The sequence below is a fragment of the Bradyrhizobium sp. HKCCYLRH3073 genome (genome assembly GCF_051167995.1).
GTDB lineage: Bacteria > Pseudomonadota > Alphaproteobacteria > Rhizobiales > Xanthobacteraceae > Bradyrhizobium.
The window spans coordinates 65,331-85,459 of the sequence record NZ_JBNPUD010000019.1 but is presented as its reverse complement, the minus strand read 5'-3'; the positions used below and the strand labels follow the sequence as shown (position 1 = coordinate 85,459).

At 65.9% G+C, this 20,129-nt stretch carries 18 protein-coding genes, 1 tRNA gene and 1 riboswitch; of the genes, 11 read left to right on the top strand and 8 right to left on the bottom strand.

Annotated elements, in window-relative coordinates; genetic code table 11:
• Positions 1–113 precede the first annotated feature (113 nt).
• The 3 genes from ACQR1X_RS29895 to ACQR1X_RS29885 are packed head-to-tail and all read left to right on the top strand — an operon-like array spanning position 114 to position 3,386.
• Positions 114–1,454, top strand: coding sequence for an OpgC domain-containing protein (locus ACQR1X_RS29895; RefSeq protein WP_315801591.1), 1,341 nt, complete (start codon positions 114–116; stop codon positions 1,452–1,454).
• Positions 1,454–2,212, top strand: a complete 759-nt coding sequence (locus ACQR1X_RS29890; protein WP_315801590.1) for an SGNH/GDSL hydrolase family protein — start codon at positions 1,454–1,456, stop codon at positions 2,210–2,212. The genes ACQR1X_RS29895 and ACQR1X_RS29890 overlap by 1 nt, the downstream gene beginning before the upstream one ends.
• Before the next feature lie 13 nt (positions 2,213–2,225).
• Positions 2,226–3,386 carry a GDSL-type esterase/lipase family protein gene (locus ACQR1X_RS29885; protein WP_315801589.1) on the top strand — a complete coding sequence of 387 codons (1,161 nt, stop codon included), beginning with the start codon at positions 2,226–2,228 and terminating at the stop codon, positions 3,384–3,386.
• 132 nt (positions 3,387–3,518) lie between these two features.
• Here the strand turns inward: ACQR1X_RS29885 and ACQR1X_RS29880 are convergent, their stop codons facing one another.
• On the bottom strand, positions 3,519–4,727 hold the full coding sequence (locus ACQR1X_RS29880) for an O-succinylhomoserine sulfhydrylase (RefSeq protein WP_434900165.1): 1,209 nt from the start codon (positions 4,725–4,727) through the stop codon (positions 3,519–3,521).
• Positions 4,728–4,805: 78 nt separating this feature from the next.
• Positions 4,806–4,885: riboswitch (SAM riboswitch) on the bottom strand.
• A 112-nt stretch (positions 4,886–4,997) separates the two neighbouring features.
• Between ACQR1X_RS29880 and ACQR1X_RS29875 the strand changes: the two genes are divergently transcribed.
• Both ACQR1X_RS29875 and ACQR1X_RS29870 read left to right on the top strand, forming a co-directional pair.
• Complete coding sequence (locus tag ACQR1X_RS29875; protein ID WP_316181992.1) at positions 4,998–6,104, top strand: 2'-deoxycytidine 5'-triphosphate deaminase; 1,107 nt, start codon at positions 4,998–5,000, stop codon at positions 6,102–6,104.
• A 129-nt stretch (positions 6,105–6,233) separates the two neighbouring features.
• Positions 6,234–7,712, top strand: coding sequence for an MATE family efflux transporter (locus ACQR1X_RS29870; protein ID WP_434838114.1), 1,479 nt, complete (start codon positions 6,234–6,236; stop codon positions 7,710–7,712).
• 4 nt (positions 7,713–7,716) lie between these two features.
• Here the strand turns inward: ACQR1X_RS29870 and ACQR1X_RS29865 are convergent, their stop codons facing one another.
• The 5 genes from ACQR1X_RS29865 to ACQR1X_RS29845 all read right to left on the bottom strand — a co-directional run bounded on the left by ACQR1X_RS29865 (position 7,717) and on the right by ACQR1X_RS29845 (position 10,628).
• Positions 7,717–8,118 carry an SRPBCC family protein gene (locus ACQR1X_RS29865; RefSeq protein ID WP_316218166.1) on the bottom strand — a complete coding sequence of 134 codons (402 nt, stop codon included), beginning with the start codon at positions 8,116–8,118 and terminating at the stop codon, positions 7,717–7,719.
• 10 nt (positions 8,119–8,128) lie between these two features.
• Positions 8,129–8,488 carry a VOC family protein gene (locus tag ACQR1X_RS29860; protein ID WP_434891665.1) on the bottom strand — a complete coding sequence of 120 codons (360 nt, stop codon included), beginning with the start codon at positions 8,486–8,488 and terminating at the stop codon, positions 8,129–8,131.
• Between the two features lie 52 nt (positions 8,489–8,540).
• Positions 8,541–9,380 carry a helix-turn-helix transcriptional regulator gene (locus tag ACQR1X_RS29855; protein ID WP_434838112.1) on the bottom strand — a complete coding sequence of 280 codons (840 nt, stop codon included), beginning with the start codon at positions 9,378–9,380 and terminating at the stop codon, positions 8,541–8,543.
• 76 nt (positions 9,381–9,456) lie between these two features.
• Entirely contained in the window at positions 9,457–10,029 is a 573-nt protein-coding gene (locus ACQR1X_RS29850; protein ID WP_316218167.1) for a methylated-DNA--[protein]-cysteine S-methyltransferase, read from the bottom strand.
• Positions 10,030–10,199: 170 nt separating this feature from the next.
• Positions 10,200–10,628, bottom strand: coding sequence for an SPW repeat protein (locus tag ACQR1X_RS29845; protein ID WP_315801580.1), 429 nt, complete (start codon positions 10,626–10,628; stop codon positions 10,200–10,202).
• Between the two features lie 215 nt (positions 10,629–10,843).
• Between ACQR1X_RS29845 and ACQR1X_RS29840 the strand changes: the two genes are divergently transcribed.
• Together ACQR1X_RS29840 and ACQR1X_RS29835 are read left to right on the top strand one after the other, a co-directional pair.
• Positions 10,844–10,917 (top strand) — tRNA-Gly (locus tag ACQR1X_RS29840).
• Between the two features lie 617 nt (positions 10,918–11,534).
• Complete coding sequence (locus ACQR1X_RS29835) at positions 11,535–14,915, top strand: hypothetical protein (protein WP_434900164.1); 3,381 nt, start codon at positions 11,535–11,537, stop codon at positions 14,913–14,915.
• Positions 14,916–15,026: 111 nt separating this feature from the next.
• On the opposite strand, the gene ACQR1X_RS29830 is transcribed toward ACQR1X_RS29835, so the two are convergent.
• Both ACQR1X_RS29830 and ACQR1X_RS29825 read right to left on the bottom strand, forming a co-directional pair.
• Positions 15,027–16,895, bottom strand: a complete 1,869-nt coding sequence (locus ACQR1X_RS29830) for an AMP-dependent synthetase/ligase (protein ID WP_434900163.1) — start codon at positions 16,893–16,895, stop codon at positions 15,027–15,029.
• A gap of 174 nt (positions 16,896–17,069) precedes the next feature.
• Positions 17,070–17,435, bottom strand: a complete 366-nt coding sequence (locus tag ACQR1X_RS29825) for a nuclear transport factor 2 family protein (RefSeq protein ID WP_434874016.1) — start codon at positions 17,433–17,435, stop codon at positions 17,070–17,072.
• 165 nt (positions 17,436–17,600) lie between these two features.
• On the opposite strand from ACQR1X_RS29825, the gene ACQR1X_RS29820 reads away from it, so the two are divergent.
• The 4 genes from ACQR1X_RS29820 (at position 17,601) to ACQR1X_RS29805 (ending at position 20,117) form a co-directional block, all read left to right on the top strand.
• A complete protein-coding gene (locus tag ACQR1X_RS29820) occupies positions 17,601–17,960 on the top strand; it encodes a hypothetical protein (protein ID WP_315801576.1) in 360 nt (119 codons plus the stop codon).
• Positions 17,961–18,665: 705 nt separating this feature from the next.
• Positions 18,666–19,190 carry a hypothetical protein gene (locus ACQR1X_RS29815; RefSeq protein WP_316181980.1) on the top strand — a complete coding sequence of 175 codons (525 nt, stop codon included), beginning with the start codon at positions 18,666–18,668 and terminating at the stop codon, positions 19,188–19,190.
• Positions 19,191–19,349: 159 nt separating this feature from the next.
• Complete coding sequence (locus tag ACQR1X_RS29810) at positions 19,350–19,502, top strand: hypothetical protein (protein WP_315801574.1); 153 nt, start codon at positions 19,350–19,352, stop codon at positions 19,500–19,502.
• Positions 19,503–19,523: 21 nt separating this feature from the next.
• Positions 19,524–20,117, top strand: coding sequence for an SCO family protein (locus tag ACQR1X_RS29805; RefSeq protein ID WP_315801573.1), 594 nt, complete (start codon positions 19,524–19,526; stop codon positions 20,115–20,117).
• Positions 20,118–20,129 lie beyond the last annotated feature (12 nt).

Below are 20,129 nucleotides of genomic sequence, written 5' to 3'. Positions count from 1 at the left end.
GAAAAACTGGGCACGGCCCAGCTGATAAGTCCTTCATCGCTTGCGCAAAAACTGCGCAGCCCTACATTTCCCCTGCCGGGCCTCGAAGGCTGGCAGCCTTGACGCGGTGCCTGATGACGTCGATTGCCGATCGCCTTGCCGGACCGTCCGCCCCCGCAGCCAGCGCCGCACCCGCGCCGGCTGCGGAGACCGCCGCCGCGGCGAGCGCGGCTGCACCTGTGGTCGCATCAGCATCAGCCGTCGCGGCCGCGCCGGCCGCCACTGCTGCACCCGCCACCACCGCTGCTCCGGCGATCACCTTCCCGGCGGTCGGCGAGCGCGAGCTGCGGCTCGACCTGTTTCGCGGGCTGGCGCTATGGCTGATCTTCATCGACCACCTGCCGCCGAACCTGCTGACCTGGTTCACGATCCGCAACTACGGCTTCTCCGACGCCACCGAGATCTTCATCTTCATCTCCGGCTACACGGCGGCATTCGTCTATGGCCGGGCGATGCAGGATGCCGGCTTCATCGTCGCCACCGCGCGCATCCTGCGCCGCGTCTGGCAGATCTACGTCGCCCATGTCTTCCTGTTCACGATCTTCCTCGCCGAGATCTCCTACGTCGCGACCAGCTTCGAGAACCCGCTCTACACCGAAGAGATGGGGATCATGGATTTTCTCAAGCAGCCGGACGTGACCATCGTGCAGGCGCTGATCCTGCGCTTCCGCCCCGTCAACATGGACGTGCTGCCGCTCTACATCGTGCTGATGCTGTTCCTGCCGCTGATCCTGTGGCTGATGCGCTGGCGTCCGGATGTCACGCTCGGGCTCTCGGTCGTTCTCTACGCACTCACCTGGGAGCTCGATCTCTATCTGACGGCCTATCCGAACGGCTTCTGGGCGTTCAACCCGTTCGCCTGGCAGCTCCTGTTCGTGTTCGGTGCGTGGTGCGCGCTCGGCGGTGCTCATCGCATGTCGCGCATCATCAACTCGCCGATCACGCTCGGGCTCTGCGTCGCCTATCTGGTCGCGGCGTTCTGCGTGACCTTGACCTGGTACATCCCGCAGCTCGGCCATCTGATGCCGCGCCGAATCGAGCAGTGGATGTATCCGATCGACAAGACCGACCTTGACGTGTTGCGCTTCGCGCATTTCCTCGCACTCGCAGCACTCACCGTGCACTATCTGCGCAAGGATTGGCCGCTGTTGAAGTCGCCGTGGCTGCGCCCGCTGATTGTTTGTGGGCAACACTCGCTCGAGATCTTCTGTCTTGGCGTATTTCTGGCGTTTGCGGGCCACTTCGTCCTTGCCGAAGTGTCCGGCGGCGCCATGATGCACGCGGTGATCAGCCTTTGCGGCATCCTCATCATGTGGGGGGTGGCGTCGTTGATTTCGTGGTACAAGCGTGAGGCCGATAAGGGCGCCGCGCGAAAAGGTGCGCGCAGCAACGCCGATCTGGCGGGAGGGGGCTGATGAAGTCCGTCTCGTGGTTAAGGTTTGGTATCGCGGCGCTGGCTGTTTCGCTGGCGGCCTCCGCGCGCGCGGAAGACGCGCCGCAGAACTGTGAGGTGCCGGCCTACCTGCTGACCACCGAGAGCCCGCTCCCGAAGGTTGCAGACGCCGTCAAGAACGGCCGCACACTCGATATTCTCGTCGTCGGAAGCCGCTCGTCCTCGATCGTCAACACCTCCGACGCCAATGCGTACCCCGCCCGTCTGCAGGCTGCGCTGAAGGACAAGCTGCCGGCGGTCGCCGTCAATCTCAGCATCGAGCTGCAGCCCAAGAAGACGGCCGAGGAAGTCGCGGGCAATCTCGTTAAACTGGTGGAAGGAAAAAGGCCTAATTTGGTCATCTGGCAGACCGGCACGGTCGACGCCATGCGGTCGATCGATCCTGATGAGTTCCGGCAGGCGGTCGACGACGGTGTGGCGACGCTGCAGAAAGCAGGAGCTGACGTCGTCTTGATGAATCTGCAATACAGTCCGCGGACGGAAACATTGATCTCCGTGCCGCCCTATGTCGACAACATGCGTGTGGTGGCGCAGCACCGCGACATTCCGCTGTTCGATCGGTTTGCCATCATGCGGCAGTGGAACGAGCAGGGCGATTTCGACCTGTTCAATCCGACGCACGGGGTCGAGCTGGCCAGGCAGGTTCATGACTGCATCGGCCGGGCGCTGTCGAAGTTCATCATCGACGCGGCGCATATCGGGCCGGCGCAGCAGAACTAGGATTATGTCGTTCATGACGTCGAATGAGTGTCACCGCGTATCCGGGACATGGGAGAAGCTTTCGGCCGTTGCGGTCATTGCCATCGCCCTCGCGCTGAGCCCGCAGACGGTACGGGCGCAGAGCGCAGCACCGGCTGCACCCGCCGCGCTGTCCGATGTGGAGAGCTCCGGTCCGAAGACTCCGCTGATCAGCGAGCTGCGACCTAGCATCGGACACGTCACGTTGGCGCAGGCGAACGATCAGGTGCGCGGGCCGATCGCCGCGGTGCGCCCGGCGGCCACGACCGCGCCGCCTGCGGCGACGACCGCGCCGGCCATGACCGATGCACAGCCGCCGGCTGCAGCCGGGCAGGGCGTCGCGGCCACGCCGCCGCAATCGCGCAGCATCACCGAGCGGGCGATCGACAAGGTCAAGCAGGTCGCCAAATCGGCCACCGACATCTTCAACCGCGTGCCGTGCCTGGCGCCGAAGGGCGTCGCGAAGAAGAATTTCATTTCGCTGCCGCACGTCGCCAACAAGCTCGCCTCCGGCCTGCCGATCGTGATCGTCGCCTTCGGCTCGTCGTCGACGCAGGGCTATGGCGCGAGCGCGCCGGACTACACCTATCCGAATCGGCTCGCCGCGCAGCTGCGCCGGCAATATCCGATGGTCGACATCAGCGTCATCAATGCCGGCGTCGGCGGCGAGGATGCGCCGGAGATGATGAAGCGGATCGAGACGTCGGTGATCGACCGTCACCCGGATCTCGTGATCTGGCAGGTCGGCACCAATGCCGTGCTGCGCGATCTCGATCCGGCCGAGACCGCCAGGCTGGTCGAGGACGGCGTCGCCAAGATCCAGGCGGCAGCCTCCGATGTCGTGCTGGTCGATCTGCAATATTCGCCGCGCGTGAACGAGCGGCAGGAGAGCGCGGGTCGCATGAACAAGCTGCTCGGCCGCATCGCCGAGCTGCATCACGCCGGCATCTTCCCGCGCTTCGAGGTGATGCGCGACTGGCACGAGCGGCAGGCGATCCCGATGAACGAGTTCGTGATCTCGGACGGCTTGCACATGAGCGATTGGGGTTATGCCTGCTTCGCGCAACTGCTCGGCGACGACATCATCCGCTCGGTTGGCCAGGTCAAGCTCGGCATCAACGCGCCGGCCGAGGTGCCGACCTATCGGCCGATGTGACGCCGCGGGCGTCATCCCGGGGCGCTCGCCGCGCGAGCGAACCCGGGATCCGGAGGTGATGTGCGGATGAGGAATGACGAGTAGCGCGCAGCGATGAGATCGGTCTACTCGCGACGCTCACTTCGCCATTCGCTACGCCGCGCTGAGGGCGGCGTCGAGATCCTCGATCAGATCGTCGGCATGCTCGAGCCCGGCGGAGAAGCGGATGAAGCCCTCGCTGATGCCGAGCTCGGCGCGCGCGTCCGGCGTCAGCCGCTGATGCGTGGTCGTTGCGGGATGCGTGACCAGCGTCTTGGCGTCGCCGAGATTGTTGGAGATGCGCGCGAGCCTCAATCCGTTGAGCATACGGAACGCCGCCGCCTTGCCGCCCTTCACCTCGAAGCCGACCAGGGTCGAGCCGGCGCGCATCTGCTTCTTGACCGTCGCCGCCTGCGGATGGTCCTCGCGTCCGGGATAGATCAGCCGCGAGATCTTCGGATGCGCGGCGAGAAAATCCGCGACCTTGGCCGCCGTCTCGGTCTGCGCGCGCACGCGCACCGCGAGCGTCTCCAGACCCTTGAGCAGGACCCAGGCGTTGAACGGCGAGATCGACGGGCCGGTCTGGCGCATGAAGTTGTGGATGTGCTCGGCGATGAAGGCTTCCGACGACAGGATCACGCCGCCGAGGCAGCGGCCCTGGCCGTCGATGTGCTTTGTCGCGGAGTAGACGACGACGTCCGCGCCGAGCGCGAGCGGGCTCTGCCAGATCGGCGTGGCGAACACGTTGTCGACGATCAGCCGCGCGCCATGGGCGTGCGCGATCTCGGCGATCGCGGGAATGTCCATCACGTCGAGCGTCGGATTGGTCGGGCTCTCGAGGAAGAAGCTCTTGGTATTCGGCCTGACCGCCTTCTGCCACTGGTCGAGATCGAGCCCATCGACCAGCGTCGACTCGATACCGTAGCGCGGCAGGAGATCCTCGACCACGTAGCGGCACGAGCCGAACAGCGCCTTGGCCGCGACGACGTGATCGCCGGCCCGCAGGGGGGCCAGGATCGCGGTGGTGACCGCAGCCATGCCGGTTGCGGCCGAGCGGCAGGCCTCGGCGCCCTCGAGCTCGATCATGCGGCGCTCGAACATCGCCGTGGTCGGATTGGAGAAGCGCGAATAGATGAAGCCGGGATCCTCGCCCTTGAAGCGCGCCTCGCACTCCTCGGCCGTGGCGTAGACGAAACCTTGCGTCAGATAGAGCGCTTCGGCGGTCTCGCCGAATTCGGAGCGCAAGGTGCCGGAATGCACCAGCCGGGTTTCGGGACGATACTGGGCGAACGACACCGGCGCCTTCGCGGGGGACTTCGACATGTGACCTCCATCGTGACCACCGCGCTCGGCGCGATGGGCACAAAAAAACCGGCCTGGGAAAACTCCTCAAGGCCGGGATCACATTCGTCCCCGGCCTGTTTAGCGACTTATTTAACGTGGCTGCAAGCCGGCCGGCTCAAATCACCACGGGATAAGTGGTGCTCATAGTCGCAACCGGCCTTTCCGTCAAGCCGGCCATCGGATAACCGGTCAAAAGTCCCTATATTGGCTCCACAAGCCGCCGTTCCGGCGCCTGCAAAGGATCAGGCCTTGCCGTTTTCGCTTCCCGCCGACGCCCACGGCATCCTCCCCGATCGCATGATCGTGGCGATGGCGGAGGCCGGCCTGATCATTCCCGAATATGATTTCGTCGAGAGCCAGATCCAGCCGGCGAGCTTGGACCTGCGGCTCGGCGACGTCGCCTACAGGGTGCGCGCGAGCTTTCTGCCGGGGCCGGGATCGACCGTCGCCGAGCGCATCGACGAATTGAAGCTGCACGAGTTCGCGCTCGCCGACGGCGCGGTTCTGGAGACCAACTGCGTCTACATCGTGCCGCTGCTGGAGAGCCTGGCGCTGCCGAAGGACATCGTCGCGGCCGCCAATCCGAAGAGCTCGACCGGCCGGCTCGACGTTTTCACCCGCGTGATCGCCGACGGCACGCGACGCTTCGACATGATCGGCGCCGGCTATCACGGTCCGCTCTATGCCGAGATCAGCCCGAAGACGTTTCCGGTCCTGTTGCGCGAAGGCTCGCGCCTGTCCCAGGTTCGCTTCCGCTATCGCGACGCGGTACTGTCGGAGGACGAATTGATCGCGCTGCACCAGGCCGAGCGGCTGGTGGATCGCGATGATGCGGATCTCGCCGGCGGTGTCGCTCTGTCCGTCGACCTCTCAGGCAGCAATGCGAACGGCTATGTCGGCTACCGCGCCAAGCGCCATACCGGCGTCGTCGACGTCGACCGCCGCGCCGGCTATCCGGTCGAGGAGTTCTGGGAGCCGATCAAGGCACGGCCCGACGGCAGCCTCATCCTCGATCCCGGCGAGTTCTACATCCTGGCCTCGAAGGAAGCCGTGCAGGTGCCGCCGGACTACGCCGCGGAGATGGTGCCGTTCGATCCGCTGGTCGGCGAATTCCGCGTCCACTATGCCGGCTTCTTCGATCCCGGCTTCGGCTATGCCGGTGCCGGCGGGCAGGGCTCGCGCGCGGTGCTCGAGGTGCGCTCGCGCGAGGTGCCGTTCATCCTCGAGCACGGCCAGATCGTCGGCCGCCTGGTCTACGAGAAGATGCTGGCGCGTCCCAACGCGATGTATGGCAGCCGCATCGGCTCCAACTACCAGGCCCAGGGCCTGAAGCTTTCCAAGCACTTCCGCTTCTAGCCGGCTGCGTCTGCCGCGCACCCCCAATGCGCCTGCCGCACAGGGCGCGCGCCAGCGCCGTGCTAGGAAAGCGAAAGCAATCGAACGATAAGATGGCCGCGACCTGCGCGGCCGAGCGGGGGAGCTGAGATGTCCGAGATCGGCCTGGCCGACAATCCGGTCGGCGAGGGGCGTGCATTGCCGCCCCCCGAGAAGCCGATGCGGAATAAGCTCGTCGACGGACCCATCCTGCGCACCCTGCTGTCGCTGGCCTGGCCGAACATCATCGCCAACACGGCCGGCACCTGCGTCGTCATTGCCGAGACCTCCTATATCGGCCGGCTCGGCATCGAGGCGCTGGCGGCGATGGCGCTGGTGTTTCCGCTGGTGATCCTGACCATGACGATGTCCGGCGGCGCGATGGGCGGCGGTGTGGCCTCGGCGATCGCACGGGCGCTGGGCGCCGGCGACACCGATCGCGCCTCGACGCTCGCCTCGCATGCGCTGCTGATCGCGCTGCTGTTCGGCGCGACCTTCATGATCGGCATGCTGGTGTTCGGCCCGGCCTTGCTGGAGTTGCTCGGCGGCCGCGGCGCGGTGCTGAGCCATGCCACGGCCTATCTGCAGATCTTCTTCGGCGGCGCGATCCTGCCCTGGCTGATGAACTCGATGGCCGGCATCCTGCGCGGCACCGGCAACATGAAGCTGCCGTCGTTCATGATCCTGAGCTCGGCGATGCTGCAGATCGTGCTGGGCGGCACGCTCAGCCTGGTCCTCGGGCTCGGTATGCGCGGCGTCGCCGCCGGCGCGCTGCTGGCGTTCTGCGTCAGCATCTCGGTGATGGGCTGGTACCTATTTTCGGGGCGCGCGCGCGTCCGGCCGAAGCTGCGCGGCCTCAGGATCAGCGGCGCGATGTTCGCCGACATTCTCAAGGTCGGCGCCGTCGCCTGCTTCTCGCCGCTGCAATCCGTGCTGTCGATCGCGATCTTCACGCATATGCTGGCGTCGTTCGGCACCGCGGTGCTCGCCGGCTACGGCATCGGCGCGCGGCTCGAATTTATGATGACCACGGTCGCCTTCTCCGTCGGCATGGCCTCGGTGCCGATGGTCGGCATGGCGATCGGCGCGCAGCGAATCGCGCGCGCCCGCCGCATCGCCTGGACGGCGGGGCTGGTGTCGTTCGCGTCGGTTGGCGCGCTGTCGACGCTGATCGCGATCGTCCCACAATTGTGGGTCGACATCTTCACCCAGGACGAGAGCGCGCGCGGCGCCGGCCGGCACTATCTGCAGGTCGCCGCGCCGATGTATGCCTTCATCGGCCTGGCGATCTCGATGTACTTCTCTTCGCAGGGCGCAGCCAGGGTGATCGGTCCGGTGCTGGCGCAAACGGTGCGGCTCGTGTTCATCGCCGCAGGTGGCTCTTATCTGTTGAGCCATGCCGCGACCGAGGGCGACTTCTTCATGCTGGCGGCGTCCTCGATGGTGCTGCTCGGCGTGCTGACGCTCGCGAGCGTCATGCTCACGCGGTGGGGGCCGAAGCCGGCCGCGGCGCTGGAGCTGCGCCCGGCCGTGCTGGCGGCCGGACGCGGTCCTGACGCGCACGCGCCGCCCCCGGCGCGTGTCGGCTGAGCCGCTATCCGCGCAGCCTGCCCAACGTGTCCTGCATCGCGCGCGCGCCGAGCTCCATCTGCTGCTCGATATAGGGCGCGATCTCGTGCGGCAGCACGTCGGTGGTCCAGATCACCCGGCAGCGCTCCTCGCCTTCCGCGATGATCTGAAACGACGCACTGTGCTGGCTGATGCGTTCGTTCCTGATGGCGTAGACGAGGCGCCGGCGCTGATCGTTGCAGTCGACCAGCTGCTCGCGCACCACGCTGCCGTTGGCGAAGCTGACAATGCGGACGTCTCCGTCGAGCCTGGTGCCGGTCACGAAGCCGCGCGCCACCCTGGTATGAACGGCGCCGAAATCGCGCACTGCGTCCCACACTGCACCGGCCGGGGCCGCGATCGGAATGTCCTTTTGGATGGATGCCATGACGCTGACCTCACGGACATACGGCTTCGACGTTGTTGCCGTCGGGATCGATCAGGAAGGCGGCGTAATAGGTCGGGCTGTAGTCCGTGCGCGGCCCGGCGCCGCCATTGTCGCCGCCTCCTGCCTTCAAACCCTCGCTGTGGAATCTGGCGACCGCCGCGTGGTCCTTGGCGCGGAACGCGATATGCGCGGTGCCTTTGCTGGCGCCCTTGTCGAGATACAGCCACAGCGCCGGCTCCCCCTTCGGGCCGATTCCCGCCGACGCCTCGTCCTTGGAGCAGAGGATGTGGCCGAGCGGCGCCAGCGCGGCGGTGTAGAAGCGGACGCTGGCGTCGAGATTGCCGACCCTGAGGCCGATATGATCGTACATCGATGATCTCCATGCTTCGCATGCGGCTGCCGCACGCGCCGGGATCATCCAATCAATGGCGGCTCAGACGGTCTTGGAGAATCTTGCGCTCGCCGCGCGAGGCCTTGCGAAACTTCGCCGGCGACACGCCGGCAGCGCGCGCGAAGGTGCGGGTGAAATTCGACAGATCGGCAAAGCCCGAATCGTAGGCGATGGCGGTGACCGGCGTATCCTCCTCGCTGAGGCGCCGCGCGGCGTGCCGCAGGCGGGAGCGGATCAGATATTGATGCGGCGTCACGCCGATCGTAGCGGCGAACATCCGGAGGAAATGAAACGGGCTGACGCCGGCCTCGCCTGCCGCAGCCGCCAGGTCGATGTCATCATGCGCATTGTCGTCGATCCACAACGCGCTCTCGACCGCGCGCCGCCGGTCGCGAGGGCCTGGTGTCGCGGCGCGCGCCTGCTGGCCCGTGGCGGTCGCGACGAAGCGGCTGGCGATGATATGGCCAATCTCGTCGAGGCCCAGGGTCTGCTCGCGCGCGGCGACGGCCTCTGCGAGCTCAGCGAGGACCATGAGCTCCGGCAGCGGCGGCATCGCGCCGGCCCGCCAGGCCTGCCTGTCGCCGCCGATCTCGTCGATCAGCGCATCGTCGAAGAAGAACGACAGGCATTCGTCGCCGCAGACGTGGTCGTGCGTACACATGAACTCATCGCCGGGATGCCCGACCAGCAGCGCGCCGGTGACCAGCTCGAAGACGCGGCCGCGGTGCCGACAGCCGAAGCTGCCCTTGCGCACATAGGACAGCGAGTAGCCGGCATACTGCTCGACATAGGGACGCTCGCCCGGCATCGCTGCACAGCGGAACTCGGACACGGTGACGTCACGGCTTTCGAACAGGATGGTGGCGGTCATCCTGCAAATCTAGCGCATTGCGGAGGAAAGTGGAGGGCGATGCGCGAGATAATATCGCGCGACGCGAGGCGTCCGCTTACGACGCGCGCGGCCGGTCGACGGCGAGAAACGCGTCGAACAGCGTCAGGCCCGCATGAGGCCGTGCGCCTTCGAGCGACAGCAGCCGACGCTTGGAGACGATGCCGCTGTTGGGCGACGGCTTGTCGAGGCCGTTGCCGATGTCGCGGACGCGATGGCAAGGGACGATCAGGACGAACGTATTCTTGGTCAGTGCCTGCGCGATCGAGTTCAGCGCCTTGGGCACGTGCAGTTCGTCTGCGATCGCGTCGGCGGTGCGCGTCTCGCCGCGCGGAATCGCGCGAATGCAATCGTAGACGCGCTGGTTGAAGGGCGTGACGCCGTCGAGGTCGAGCGCAACGTCGGAGAAGTCGACCTCCTGCCCGCGCAGCATGGCCGCGATGCCTTCGATGGCGAGTTCAGTATTCGAACACGAGCGCTGCTCCCGTGCGTCGGGAAACTGACGAAACAGGCGCCGCCGCGTCTCGATTTCCCGCGCTTCCGGCAATTGTACGCCGGTGATTCCGGCATCGCTCCATGCAATGCCGCAACGGCCGAGGGCCGTATCAAAGATCGTATACCCACGCCCCATGACGCCACCCCAACCCCACGCACATCATATCATCGTCACGATCGCCCGCATCAACTTTGTTTACAAAGTGTTAACAGCGCGGCGTGACGGGGGCGGGTTTGCCCTGATTTGGGTGATGGTTGTCAAGCGTTGCGTTGCGATCTCTGTTGTCGCAGGCGAGACGCGATCGATCAGAGCTCAGACGAGCGGCTCACCATTCCGGTGCGATCGCCAGCAAAATCAGGATCATGCGCGAGCCACAGCTCGAGGAGGCTTAGGAAGGTCACGGCGATCCCGACCGTGATGCTGACATGCATCGCCGATGTATGCGCGAACCCGAGCAGCCACGGCGCTGCAATCAGCCATACGCCAAGCGCAACCTTCAGCCACTCCTCCCAATCGGCGAACGCCACGAGGCCGCCGAACGAGAGCGCGACGACGGCAGCTCCCGCCAGCTCAGCATCGATCCGGCCGGCGCTGCGCGCGAAGCCGAACAGCGCGGGCGCGAAGGCCAGGAACAGGCCGCAACCGAGCGTGTAGAGGTCGAGCGCCGACGGGCCCGACATGAAGGCGAGGGTTTTCGAGGGGGCGGTCGGAGACTTGTGGCCATGGCTCTGCATGATGTGAACTCCCAGCACACGGCGCGGCGACGCGAGCGCCGGCTCCAATGGCAAGGCGAGATCGCCCAATCTGTTCCCGAGACTTGCGGTTGCGACCGATCACGATCGGGCGATCCGGCCATCGCAGACCTTTCGCGTTCGCCGTCTGGGCCCGCAGATCGCGCGGCAACAAGCCGCTTGGCGAAACGCATCGTGTCGGCTAAGCATTGGCGAGCGCGGGCGTAGTTCAATGGTAGAACGGCAGCTTCCCAAGCTGCATACGAGGGTTCGATTCCCTTCGCCCGCTCCAAGCTCCGCATTGGATGCCGACAATGCGAAGGTGAATTGTCCACCGCTTCCGATAGCGCCGGATAAGACGAGTACGCGGTCTATGCTGCGCGATGAGGTGCAGCTGCGGCGTCAGGACGGTATGCGTTGCGCGCGCCCGGTGGAGGGCGGACCTCCCCTGCCGCTCCGCACTTTCGCTGCAAATCGATCAGGACCGCGCGGTCTCGAACCTGACACCAACCCGACGTTCGCGGGAGATCGTGAAGATGGGCGTCGCGGCAGGTGCAGACCTTTTGGCTGTCGCGATCGACTGACGGGCAGGGACCGTGCGCGCGCCGGAGCGTCGTTGCGGCCCTGGCTTCCTCAACCTGCGCGGCTGACGACACGGCGGCCGGCCGGAGGAGCGGTTCTGAAGATCGTCCGGTTGCCAAGATGCAGCTGGGACATGATCACGCCTCTCATCCTCGAAAAACTGCCATCGAATACACCTTTAAGGTGTATTTCAATTGACTAGAAAGTCCTGATGGCGCAAGTTTCGCGTGTATGTATTTTCATTACAATCATAGATTAAACCCAATCATGGATTGTTAAGGGGCCGGATCGGCCCCGACATCTTCGTTTCGGCAAGGGGAACGTCCAGTGGCAGAGCAGCCTGTCTCATCGACGGGAGTCGATAACTATTCCCGATACGGCGACTATCTTTCCGCGCAGATGCAGTCCAACCGCAGCTTCGGTTACGGTCTGTTCATTTGCAGGATGCAGGCGGCACCGGGTCCCGTCTGCTCGGCATTCTGGCTCTACTCCAACGCGCCCTCGGCGGCGCAATCGCCCGACGTAGCGCAGAACTGGAATTGGAACGAGGTCGATTTCGAGTTCGTCCCCTTCACCCAGGCGACCCAGGCGGCCTACGCCACCTTCGCGGGCGGGCTGCCAAAACCGAATGACCTGCAAACCTTCGGCGCAACCGTCGCTCTGGGAGATCCGCGTTCGCAGACACTCGATCCGGCCGCGACCTCTTGGACACTCGGCTTCACGCGGACCGATGAGGCCATCGCGCAGCAGATGTGGGCCTACTACAATACGTGGATGGGCGCGCCGGGCGCTCCGCCCAGCGGCGGAACGTTCGTCCTGGAGGACGGCACGACTGGCGCCAAGACCGGTGATCTTGCTTACAATATCAGTTCCGGCGACCTGCAGACAGCGCTCAACGAACTCAACAGCGGCACCGGCTTGTTCGGCGCAGGGCCGGTCACGGTCACCGTCGCGGCGTCGGGCGGTTCGGGAAACATCAACAGCGGCCAGCTCAATCAGATCGATATCACCACGGTTGGCCTGATCGGACAGCTTTCGGGCGGCGAGGCGGTCTCCGCCGTGGGTAACCCCGGTCTCCTTCCCGAAGGGACCTTCATCACCGAGGTCGACCAATCGACGTCGATCGTCACGCTGAGCCAGGCCGCCAGCGCGCCCGTATCAGGCCAGACCTTCCAGTTCACCCCCGTGAACGTTTGGTCGGTTGGCCTCGCCGGTAGCCAGCCAGTCAAAGACGTGCTGATCATCGATACAAGTGATCTCACGCCGGAGGGCACGCTCGGAAGCGTGATCGCCGGCCTCAGCGGTCCCGGTGGCAACGAGGAGACCGCATTCAATGTCTCCGTCTTCCAACCCCTGCACGCGCCGGCGCGCGGGTCGACCTGGTGGGAGTTGCTCGTCGACCAGACCGGGCCCAATTTGATCTGGCCTGACGCGACGATCTGGAAATATCCGCTGACGTCGCTCGCGGCTCCATCCGACCTCGACATGACCAATGCCGTGGCGCTCAACTACTGGCGGAGCCCTGCCGGCCAAGCCTCGAATACCGTCGATTTCACCGGATGGCCCGACGTCACGCACACCGGAATACTCCGGGTGAGCCCCATACCCGGCACGAGCGATCCGAACTCCTTCACCTCGGCGGTGCTCAACAACGAGGCGTATCTGTTCGACACGTCTGGAAACTTCGCGCCTTACAGCGAGTTTCATACGTACACCATCGCGTGGACGCCGACGCGTGTGGCGCAGTACATCGACGCGCCGAACGGCGGCCGCGACATCTCCAAAGCCACCCCGGTCGCGGTGTTCGACCGCACTGATTTCCCGTCTGTCGCCAAGTCCGGACCACAGGCGCCGGGCGCGGAGATCCCGTGGATCAGCAGCGAAATGAACATGCCGGTGGGGAACGTCACGATAAATCTCGCCAACTACGTCGCCTTCATGGCTGCCGGTGCGGGACCAAACCCTCCGGTCGAGACGACAGGCAGCCTCACCGCAAATTCGACGGCCGTCACCGTTTCCGATCCATCGGGGATTTTCGCCAGCCAAGTCGTCTCCGGGGCGGGAGTGCCGGCGGGAGCGACGGTGACGGGCGTCAACGGAAGTATTGTGACGATGAGCCTCGCCGCCACGACGAGCGGCACGGGGGTCCCGCTGCAATTCGTGCCGACCGCCACGGTCACGACGACAGGCGACCTCGCGACCGGATCGCCGACGATCTCCAACATCGCTGCGGCGCAGGGAATCTTCGTCGGCCAGCAGGTCTCGGGGGCAGGCGTCCCGGAGGGGACGACGGTGACAGGCGTCGCGCCGCCCGATGTGATCATGAGCGCCAACGCCAGCGCGAGCAGTTCGGGAGCGCCGCTGACCTTCACCACATTGTTCGACGCGACGACGACCGGCGATCTGACCCAAGGTTCGACGATCATCACCAATGTCGCCAATCCCTCGATTGCCCTCCCGGGCCAGTCCGTCTCCGGTCAAGGGATACAGAATGGGACGAGCGTGGTCAGCGTCAACGACACCATGGTCACGCTGACCCAGGCCGCCGCCGCGAGCGGGACGGGCGTCGCGCTGACGTTTGCCACGATGCAGTCCGGCGTCGGGTGGTCGGGTCCCCCTCCCGGTTCTGACTTCACCAACGTGGCGGCCTTCGTGCAGACGATCGGCTGGTACCCGCTCATCCCTTTCAAGTCCGGCAAGGATACGTCGGATTTCGACCTGCAGAGCGACGATGCCCTGTGGCTCGATTTCTCCGACGGAACGTGGACTGCAACCGATTTCGCGACCGACTTCTCGAAATATTTCGGCATCCTCTACGCGCAGGACTTCACCAGCGCGGGCGGCGCCGGCTCGGCTCCGCTGCGCGATTCGAAGAGCCCTCTCGCCGTATCGTGGGTGGAGGGTCCCAAGGGCACTGGCGCCATGCAACTCGCCTGTGCATCGTCGGTGGCCGATCCGGCACGCAATTTCTTCGTCCTGCTCCCGAGCCAGGAAAGTCCGGGCGTGTTGGGCCCCGGCAATCCTCTCGTGCGCGCCGTGGTTCAGTCGACCGGGATCACTTTGAGCGCCAACGCGACCCAAAACGGCGACGCGTTGCTGACCTTCACCAGCACGACCACAGGCGATCTGTTCGAAGGGATCACGGCGATCTTCAACGTCGCAGACCCGTCGCTCGTACAGATCGGCCAGTCCGTATCCGGACAGGGAATCGCGACCGGCACCGTGGTAACCGACGTCAATGCATCGGCCGTCACCATCAATTTGCCTCCAACGTCTTCCGGCACGGCGGTCGCGGTGACCTTCGTCAGCACGACGACCGCGACGCTGATCCAAGACGAGGCCGCCGTCACCCTCGCTGACCCCTCGTGCGTCGTTGCGGGCCAAGCGGTCACCGGGACAGGAGTGCCGGCGGGCACGACCGTGGCGCGTGCGAGACAATACTACGCCGCAACCAGCTCGGTCGGCACGCCCACCGCGTTCTACGCGCCGCCGGCGAACACGAGCGTCGAGCTCTTCGTAGGCGTCTGGACCAGTTCGGCCAGCTACTTCCCCCAAGCGACGGTCCAGCCGTACTACACCGCCGAGATCATTGCTTCGACCAGTGCGGAGGGGGCGGTGTCGTGGGCGATCAAATCAGATCCGAAGGGAGCCCTGACCATCGATCCGAGCAACCCGTTCCGCATCGCCGTCGCAGCGCCTTCCGGTTAATCGGATCGCTGGCGGTCTCGGCCAGGTAAGGTTCGCCGAGGCCGGCGCACGGACCTCGCCGGCGTGCCCTCGCCAGCATGCCCTCGGCGCGAGACCAGGGATGCGAGCGGGTCAGCCGCGGGCTGAGCCTGAAACGGCAGTCTGTGGCGCCACCCGCTTCGCATAGATCGCCTCGATCTCCGTCGCGAAAGCACGCTCGATCGTCGGGCGCTTGTTCTTCAAGGTCGGCGTGATCAGGCCTTCCTGTATGGTCCACGGCTCCAAGGTCCAATGCACGGCTTTCGGCGTCGCGTAGGAGGGATAGGCCTTCACGGCGCGGGCGATGTGCCGCAGCAGCGATGCCGCCTCGGCCTCGGTGCCGCGCTGGCCGTGCGCCGCGAGCCGCGCCTGCTGCTCGGCCCAGCCCTTGGCATTGAGCACGACGATCGCGGCCAGGAACGGCCGGTTCTCGCCGATCACGATTGCCTGCTCGAACAGCGGATCGGTCAGGATCGCGGTCTCGAGATCGGCAGGCGCGATCTTCTCGCCGGTCGAGGTGACGAGGATGTCCTTGATCCGACCGGTGATGGTGATGCGTCCCGCATCGATGCGGGCCTGGTCGCCGGTGTGCAGCCAGCCGTCCGCTTCCTTGATCCGCGCGGTTTCCTCCGGCCGGCGCCAGTAGCCGAGCATCACGTTCGGGCCGCGCACCATCAGTTCGTCATTGTCGCCGATGCGCACCTCGATGCCGGGCAGGGCGCGACCGACGGTGCGCGGGTCGTTGTCGTCGGGCGTGTTGACGCTGACGACGGGCGAGGTCTCGGTCATGCCGTAGCCCTGCAGCACCTTGAGCCCGAGCGCCAGGAACAGCCGCACCACCGGCTCGGCGATCGGCGCGCCGCCGCTGACGGCGACCCGCAGCCGTCCGCCGAACCGGGCCAGCACCTTGGCGGCGACCAGGCGCCGCAGCAGCGGCCACGCGAAACGGTCGAACGCTGACAGGCTCGTTTCGCGCCCATGCTGCGCATCGAAGCGGCGGCCGCCGATCGCGATCGTCAGGTCGAGCAGCGCCCGTTCGAGCGGGTTTGCGGTCCCGCGATGATGCATGACCAGCGAGTAGATGCGTTCATAGATGCGCGGCACCGAGATCAGGATCGTCGGACGGACCTCCACCAGATCTTCGGACAATTGCTTCACCGACCGCGCATAGGCGATGCAGGCGCCGATGGCGATCGGGTAATAATAGCCCGCGGTGCGCTCGAACGTGTGCGACAGCGGCAGGAACGACAGGAACACGTCGTCGGTGTCGGCCGCGAGCCGTTGATGAATCGCCTTGAGGTTGGAGACGACGTTGTCGTGCGACAGCATCACGCCCTTGGGCCGGCCCGTCGTGCCGGAGGTGTAGACGATGGCGGCGAGGTCGTGCGGCGCGATGGCGGCCTGGGCGCCGGAAGGCGCGGCGTTGCCGGCTGCGTTCAACCACGCGTCCAGATCGACGAGGCGCGGATCGCCGGTCGGGCCAGCCGGTTGTCGGTCGGCGCAGACGATGCGCCGCAGTTCGGGAAGGGCCTCGCCGGCCGCCGCGATCTCCTCCCAGCGGGCGTCCGAATCGACCAGCAGCAGCCGGGCGCCGGAATCGGCGAGGATGTAGGCGATGCTGTCGGCGTTATCGACGGCGTGCATCGGCACCGGCACCAGGCCGAGCGACAGCGCCGCCTGGTCCATCGCGAGATGCGCGATCCCGTTCGGCATCAGGATGGCGATACGCTCGCCCCGGTCGAAGCCCTCGGCCGCAAGCGCCCGCCGCCAGCGGGCGACGACGAGATCGATCTCGCGCCAGCTGAAGCTCGCCCATCGGCCGCCTCGCGCGTCGAAATGGCGGTAGGCCGGCTTGTCCGGGCTCTGTGCGACGCGCCAGCGCCAAAGCTCGGGCAGGGTGGTGATGGCGGCCAGCGTGCCGGCCGCCATGGCGTGATCATCGATGGGATTTGATTGCTGCACGCCCGTCTCCGGCGATCCTGGACTCCGTTGCGAGCAGAAGCTCTGCAGCGGCGGATCGCGTCCGACGTTGACGTAGCGCAATCATCGCAAGGCAGGTCGCGCATCCGCGCATGGGAGCCCGGCCATCGCGGCAGGCCGGCACCGCAGCGGACGCCGGACCGGTCGGAGCGTCCATCAGGCGCCCTGCGGGACCTTGTCGAGAAATCCGGTGACGCGCTGGATGCGGCCGTTGGCCAGCTCGACGAAATCCGTGCCCTGGATCGGGGCTTCCGCATTCTCGGGGCCGAGCTCCCAGGAAAACCGCAGATGAGGACCGTGGCCGTCCGCAGCACCGACCAGGCGAAAGCGGAAGTCGGGAAAGCGCTGCTGCACGCCCGCGACCAGGCCATCCACCGCGTCGCGTCCTTCGCCGCGCATCATCGGGTCGACGTAGAGCGCATCCTTGGTCCAGTTGCGCGCGAGCAAGGTGCCGCGCTGCGCGGCGTCGCGTTCGTTCCACAGCGCGATGTAGCTCTCGGCGATCTCGGTCGGGTTGGTCATCGGTGCTCTCCATGTTGTGAACGATGAGGAGCCCATCATCGCGCCCGGCGCGCAGCGAATCGATTACGTCGAACGTCATCTCATCCGGAATGACAGAACTGTAAGTTGCCGCCTGTTTGCGCGAGGCCTACGTCTCGCGCGGCGGCGGTGCGGGGAATGCGTCTCATGATGTCCGACACTTGGAAGTGGATTGCCGTCGCGATCTGCCTGGTGCTGTTCACGGCGGATACCGTGCTCAAGCCGCAGGACAAGCCCAATCGCATGGTCTTCTTCGAGCTGCATCGCGGTGAGAGCCCGACGATGATCGGCATGATGCGCGACGACCTCGTCAAGCTGCCGGGACGCGGCGCCAGCCGCATCCGCGATGCGCTGGCGCGCGGCGAGACGTTAACGGTCTGGCAATACGAATTAAAAAAGATTGAAGACGGCAGCTATCAGGAGGTGCCGGAGCGGCAGATCGAGCTCGGCGCCGCCGATGCGCCGCTCGTCACCTTCGGTGCGCGGATTCGGCTGCCCGATAATTAGTTCGATCCGCCGGGGCCGTGAGCGTCGGGAGGCCGATCGTCTCCCGGCTGCTGGCGCGGTGTCGGCGCGACCTCGCTTCATCTCCTCCCGATCAGACGGCGCGGTGCCGCCTGACCCCACCGCAGTCATTGCGGCGCAGGGCCAGGAGCGGACGGCACAAACTTGTGATTGCGTCGACGGCCTCTCCTGACGTCGTCGCATGACGCCATGCCCGCGCGAGCCCTCACCCGCCATCGGGACCGCACCAGCGCCGCTGGGCCGGCGATCCGCGGGATTCGCCTCCCGCCCTGATTGGGGTGTGTCGTGCGAAAGCGCGGCCCCCGGGTTTCTCCGGAGTGCCGGTCGTGCCGCCGTGACGCCGCTGCCGCGCCGATGGGCGAATCATGCCGGGCCTCCGCCTTGCTCGTGGCGCGACCGCCATGTCCGGAACCAGCGTTCGGCCATTTTCGGTGGTAGCGACTCATTGGTGCAGCGGGCTTGCAACACTCGCGGTGAATTTGGCTTTGGTCGCTGCGCTCTCCTGGACAAAAACACGATCTCGAAACACGCTGCATGTGCGATTTGGATTTGGCCTTCGCGTTCCGGTTCTGCGGATGGGGTCGTGATTGCAAGGTCCACCGCAGTCCAAGCATCACAAGAAGCGCATCACACGAAGCGTGCCAAAGTCGGTCAGATCGGTTTCGCCGGGTTGCACTGGGGCTCGACATGAAATTCTGGACGGGATTGCTTGCGGTCGTTCTGTTGCTGTCGGGGGTCGGCGCCAGCCAGGCCGTGGTCCGGATCGCCGATGACCGCGGCGGCCGGATCGGAACCTATGTCGACAGGTACCAGGGCCTGCGATCTTCCGGGGAGTACGTGATCATCGACGGGCTCTGCGCATCGGCCTGCACCATCGTGCTCGGCGCCATCCCGCACGAGAAGATCTGCGTCACCTCGCATGCCAATCTCGGTTTCCACGCCGCCTGGGATTTCGGCGCCAACGGCCGGGCCGTCACCAATCCCGAGGCGACCCAGATGCTTTACTCGATGTACCCGTCGCCGATCCGCCGCTGGATCACCCAGCGCGGCGGCCTGACGCCCCGGATGATCTTCCTGAAGGGCAAGGAGCTGCAGGCGATGTACAAGCCCTGCTACATGGATGCCCAGGCATCCTCGCCCTCGTCCTCGCATGTCGCTCCCAATGCGCCGGCCATCTCTCCGGCCGCGGCCAAGGCCTCCGCCTCCCATTGATAACGGCTGGCATTTGGGCTGATCGGCCTCCCGACTGCGGCGCTTGCCTGGACCGGTTGCGGGGCTTATCTGGAGTCTGAGGGGCGGGCCGCGTGGTCGGCTCCGGCCGATGAGTACGCCATCATGCAGCCTCTTTCAGCGCCGCAAGAGATACCGTCCGTGTCGCAAGCCCGGCGTCCCGCCGCTGTGCCGGCCATCGCGGCGGGGCTCGCGGCGATCGGGCTCGTCCTCGGGGCCGTGACGATGTGGGCGCAGTACGGGACCGCGGTGTTCTTCGAGACCCTCGCGGCCGGCTTGCAGGCCTGCTTCTGAGAGACAGTGAAGGAGCGCGCAATGCCGTCCAATATCACCCGTCCGCTGGTGATCGTCGGAGCCTTCGCCGCCAGCCTGGTGATCGGGCTGTCGCTGATGTTCCTCGTCATGGGCGGCGGACGCAACATCGCGGCGCCGGCGGCGATCGGCGGCCCGTTCCAGTTGACCGACCAGAGCGGTGCGGTCGTCACCGAGAAGAGCCTGGAGGGGCGGCCGACCCTGATCTTCTTCGGCTTCACCCATTGCCCTGACGTCTGCCCGACCTCGCTGTTCGAGATCTCCGAGGTGCTGCGCGCGATGGGCAAGGATGCCGACAGCGTCAACGCCTATTTCGTCTCGGTCGACCCGGAGCGCGACAATCCGGCCGCGATGAAGGATTACCTCTCGAGCTTCGACCCGCATCTCAAGGGCCTGACGGGCGATCCCGAGGTGCTGGCGAAGGTTCTCACCGAATACCGCGTCTATGCCAAGAAGGTTCCGCTGAAGGACGGCGACTACACCATGGACCACACTGCTTTGGTGTATCTGATGGACCGCAATGGCCGGTTCGTCGCGCCGTTCAACCTGAAGCGGACGCCCGAGGAAGCTGCGGCGGATCTCAAGAAATACCTCTGAGCGCGTTAACGC

Bases quoted from the DNA above. Each gene is read 5' to 3' on its own strand.
- ACQR1X_RS29880 (WP_434900165.1), bottom strand. From the start codon at position 4,727: ATGTCGAAGTCCCCCGCGAAGGCGCCGGTGTCGTTCGCCCAGTATCGT.
- ACQR1X_RS29825 (WP_434874016.1), bottom strand. From the start codon at position 17,435: ATGACCAACCCGACCGAGATCGCCGAGAGCTACATCGCGCTGTGGAAC.
- ACQR1X_RS29870 (WP_434838114.1), top strand. From the start codon at position 6,234: ATGTCCGAGATCGGCCTGGCCGACAATCCGGTCGGCGAGGGGCGTGCA.
- ACQR1X_RS29820 (WP_315801576.1), top strand. From the start codon at position 17,601: ATGATGTCCGACACTTGGAAGTGGATTGCCGTCGCGATCTGCCTGGTG.
- ACQR1X_RS29885 (WP_315801589.1), top strand. From the start codon at position 2,226: ATGACGTCGAATGAGTGTCACCGCGTATCCGGGACATGGGAGAAGCTT.
- ACQR1X_RS29855 (WP_434838112.1), bottom strand. From the start codon at position 9,380: ATGACCGCCACCATCCTGTTCGAAAGCCGTGACGTCACCGTGTCCGAG.
- ACQR1X_RS29890 (WP_315801590.1), top strand. From the start codon at position 1,454: ATGAAGTCCGTCTCGTGGTTAAGGTTTGGTATCGCGGCGCTGGCTGTT.
- ACQR1X_RS29850 (WP_316218167.1), bottom strand. From the start codon at position 10,029: ATGGGGCGTGGGTATACGATCTTTGATACGGCCCTCGGCCGTTGCGGC.
- ACQR1X_RS29860 (WP_434891665.1), bottom strand. From the start codon at position 8,488: ATGTACGATCATATCGGCCTCAGGGTCGGCAATCTCGACGCCAGCGTC.
- ACQR1X_RS29845 (WP_315801580.1), bottom strand. From the start codon at position 10,628: ATGCAGAGCCATGGCCACAAGTCTCCGACCGCCCCCTCGAAAACCCTC.
- ACQR1X_RS29805 (WP_315801573.1), top strand. From the start codon at position 19,524: ATGCCGTCCAATATCACCCGTCCGCTGGTGATCGTCGGAGCCTTCGCC.
- ACQR1X_RS29815 (WP_316181980.1), top strand. From the start codon at position 18,666: ATGAAATTCTGGACGGGATTGCTTGCGGTCGTTCTGTTGCTGTCGGGG.
- ACQR1X_RS29895 (WP_315801591.1), top strand. From the start codon at position 114: ATGACGTCGATTGCCGATCGCCTTGCCGGACCGTCCGCCCCCGCAGCC.
- ACQR1X_RS29865 (WP_316218166.1), bottom strand. From the start codon at position 8,118: ATGGCATCCATCCAAAAGGACATTCCGATCGCGGCCCCGGCCGGTGCA.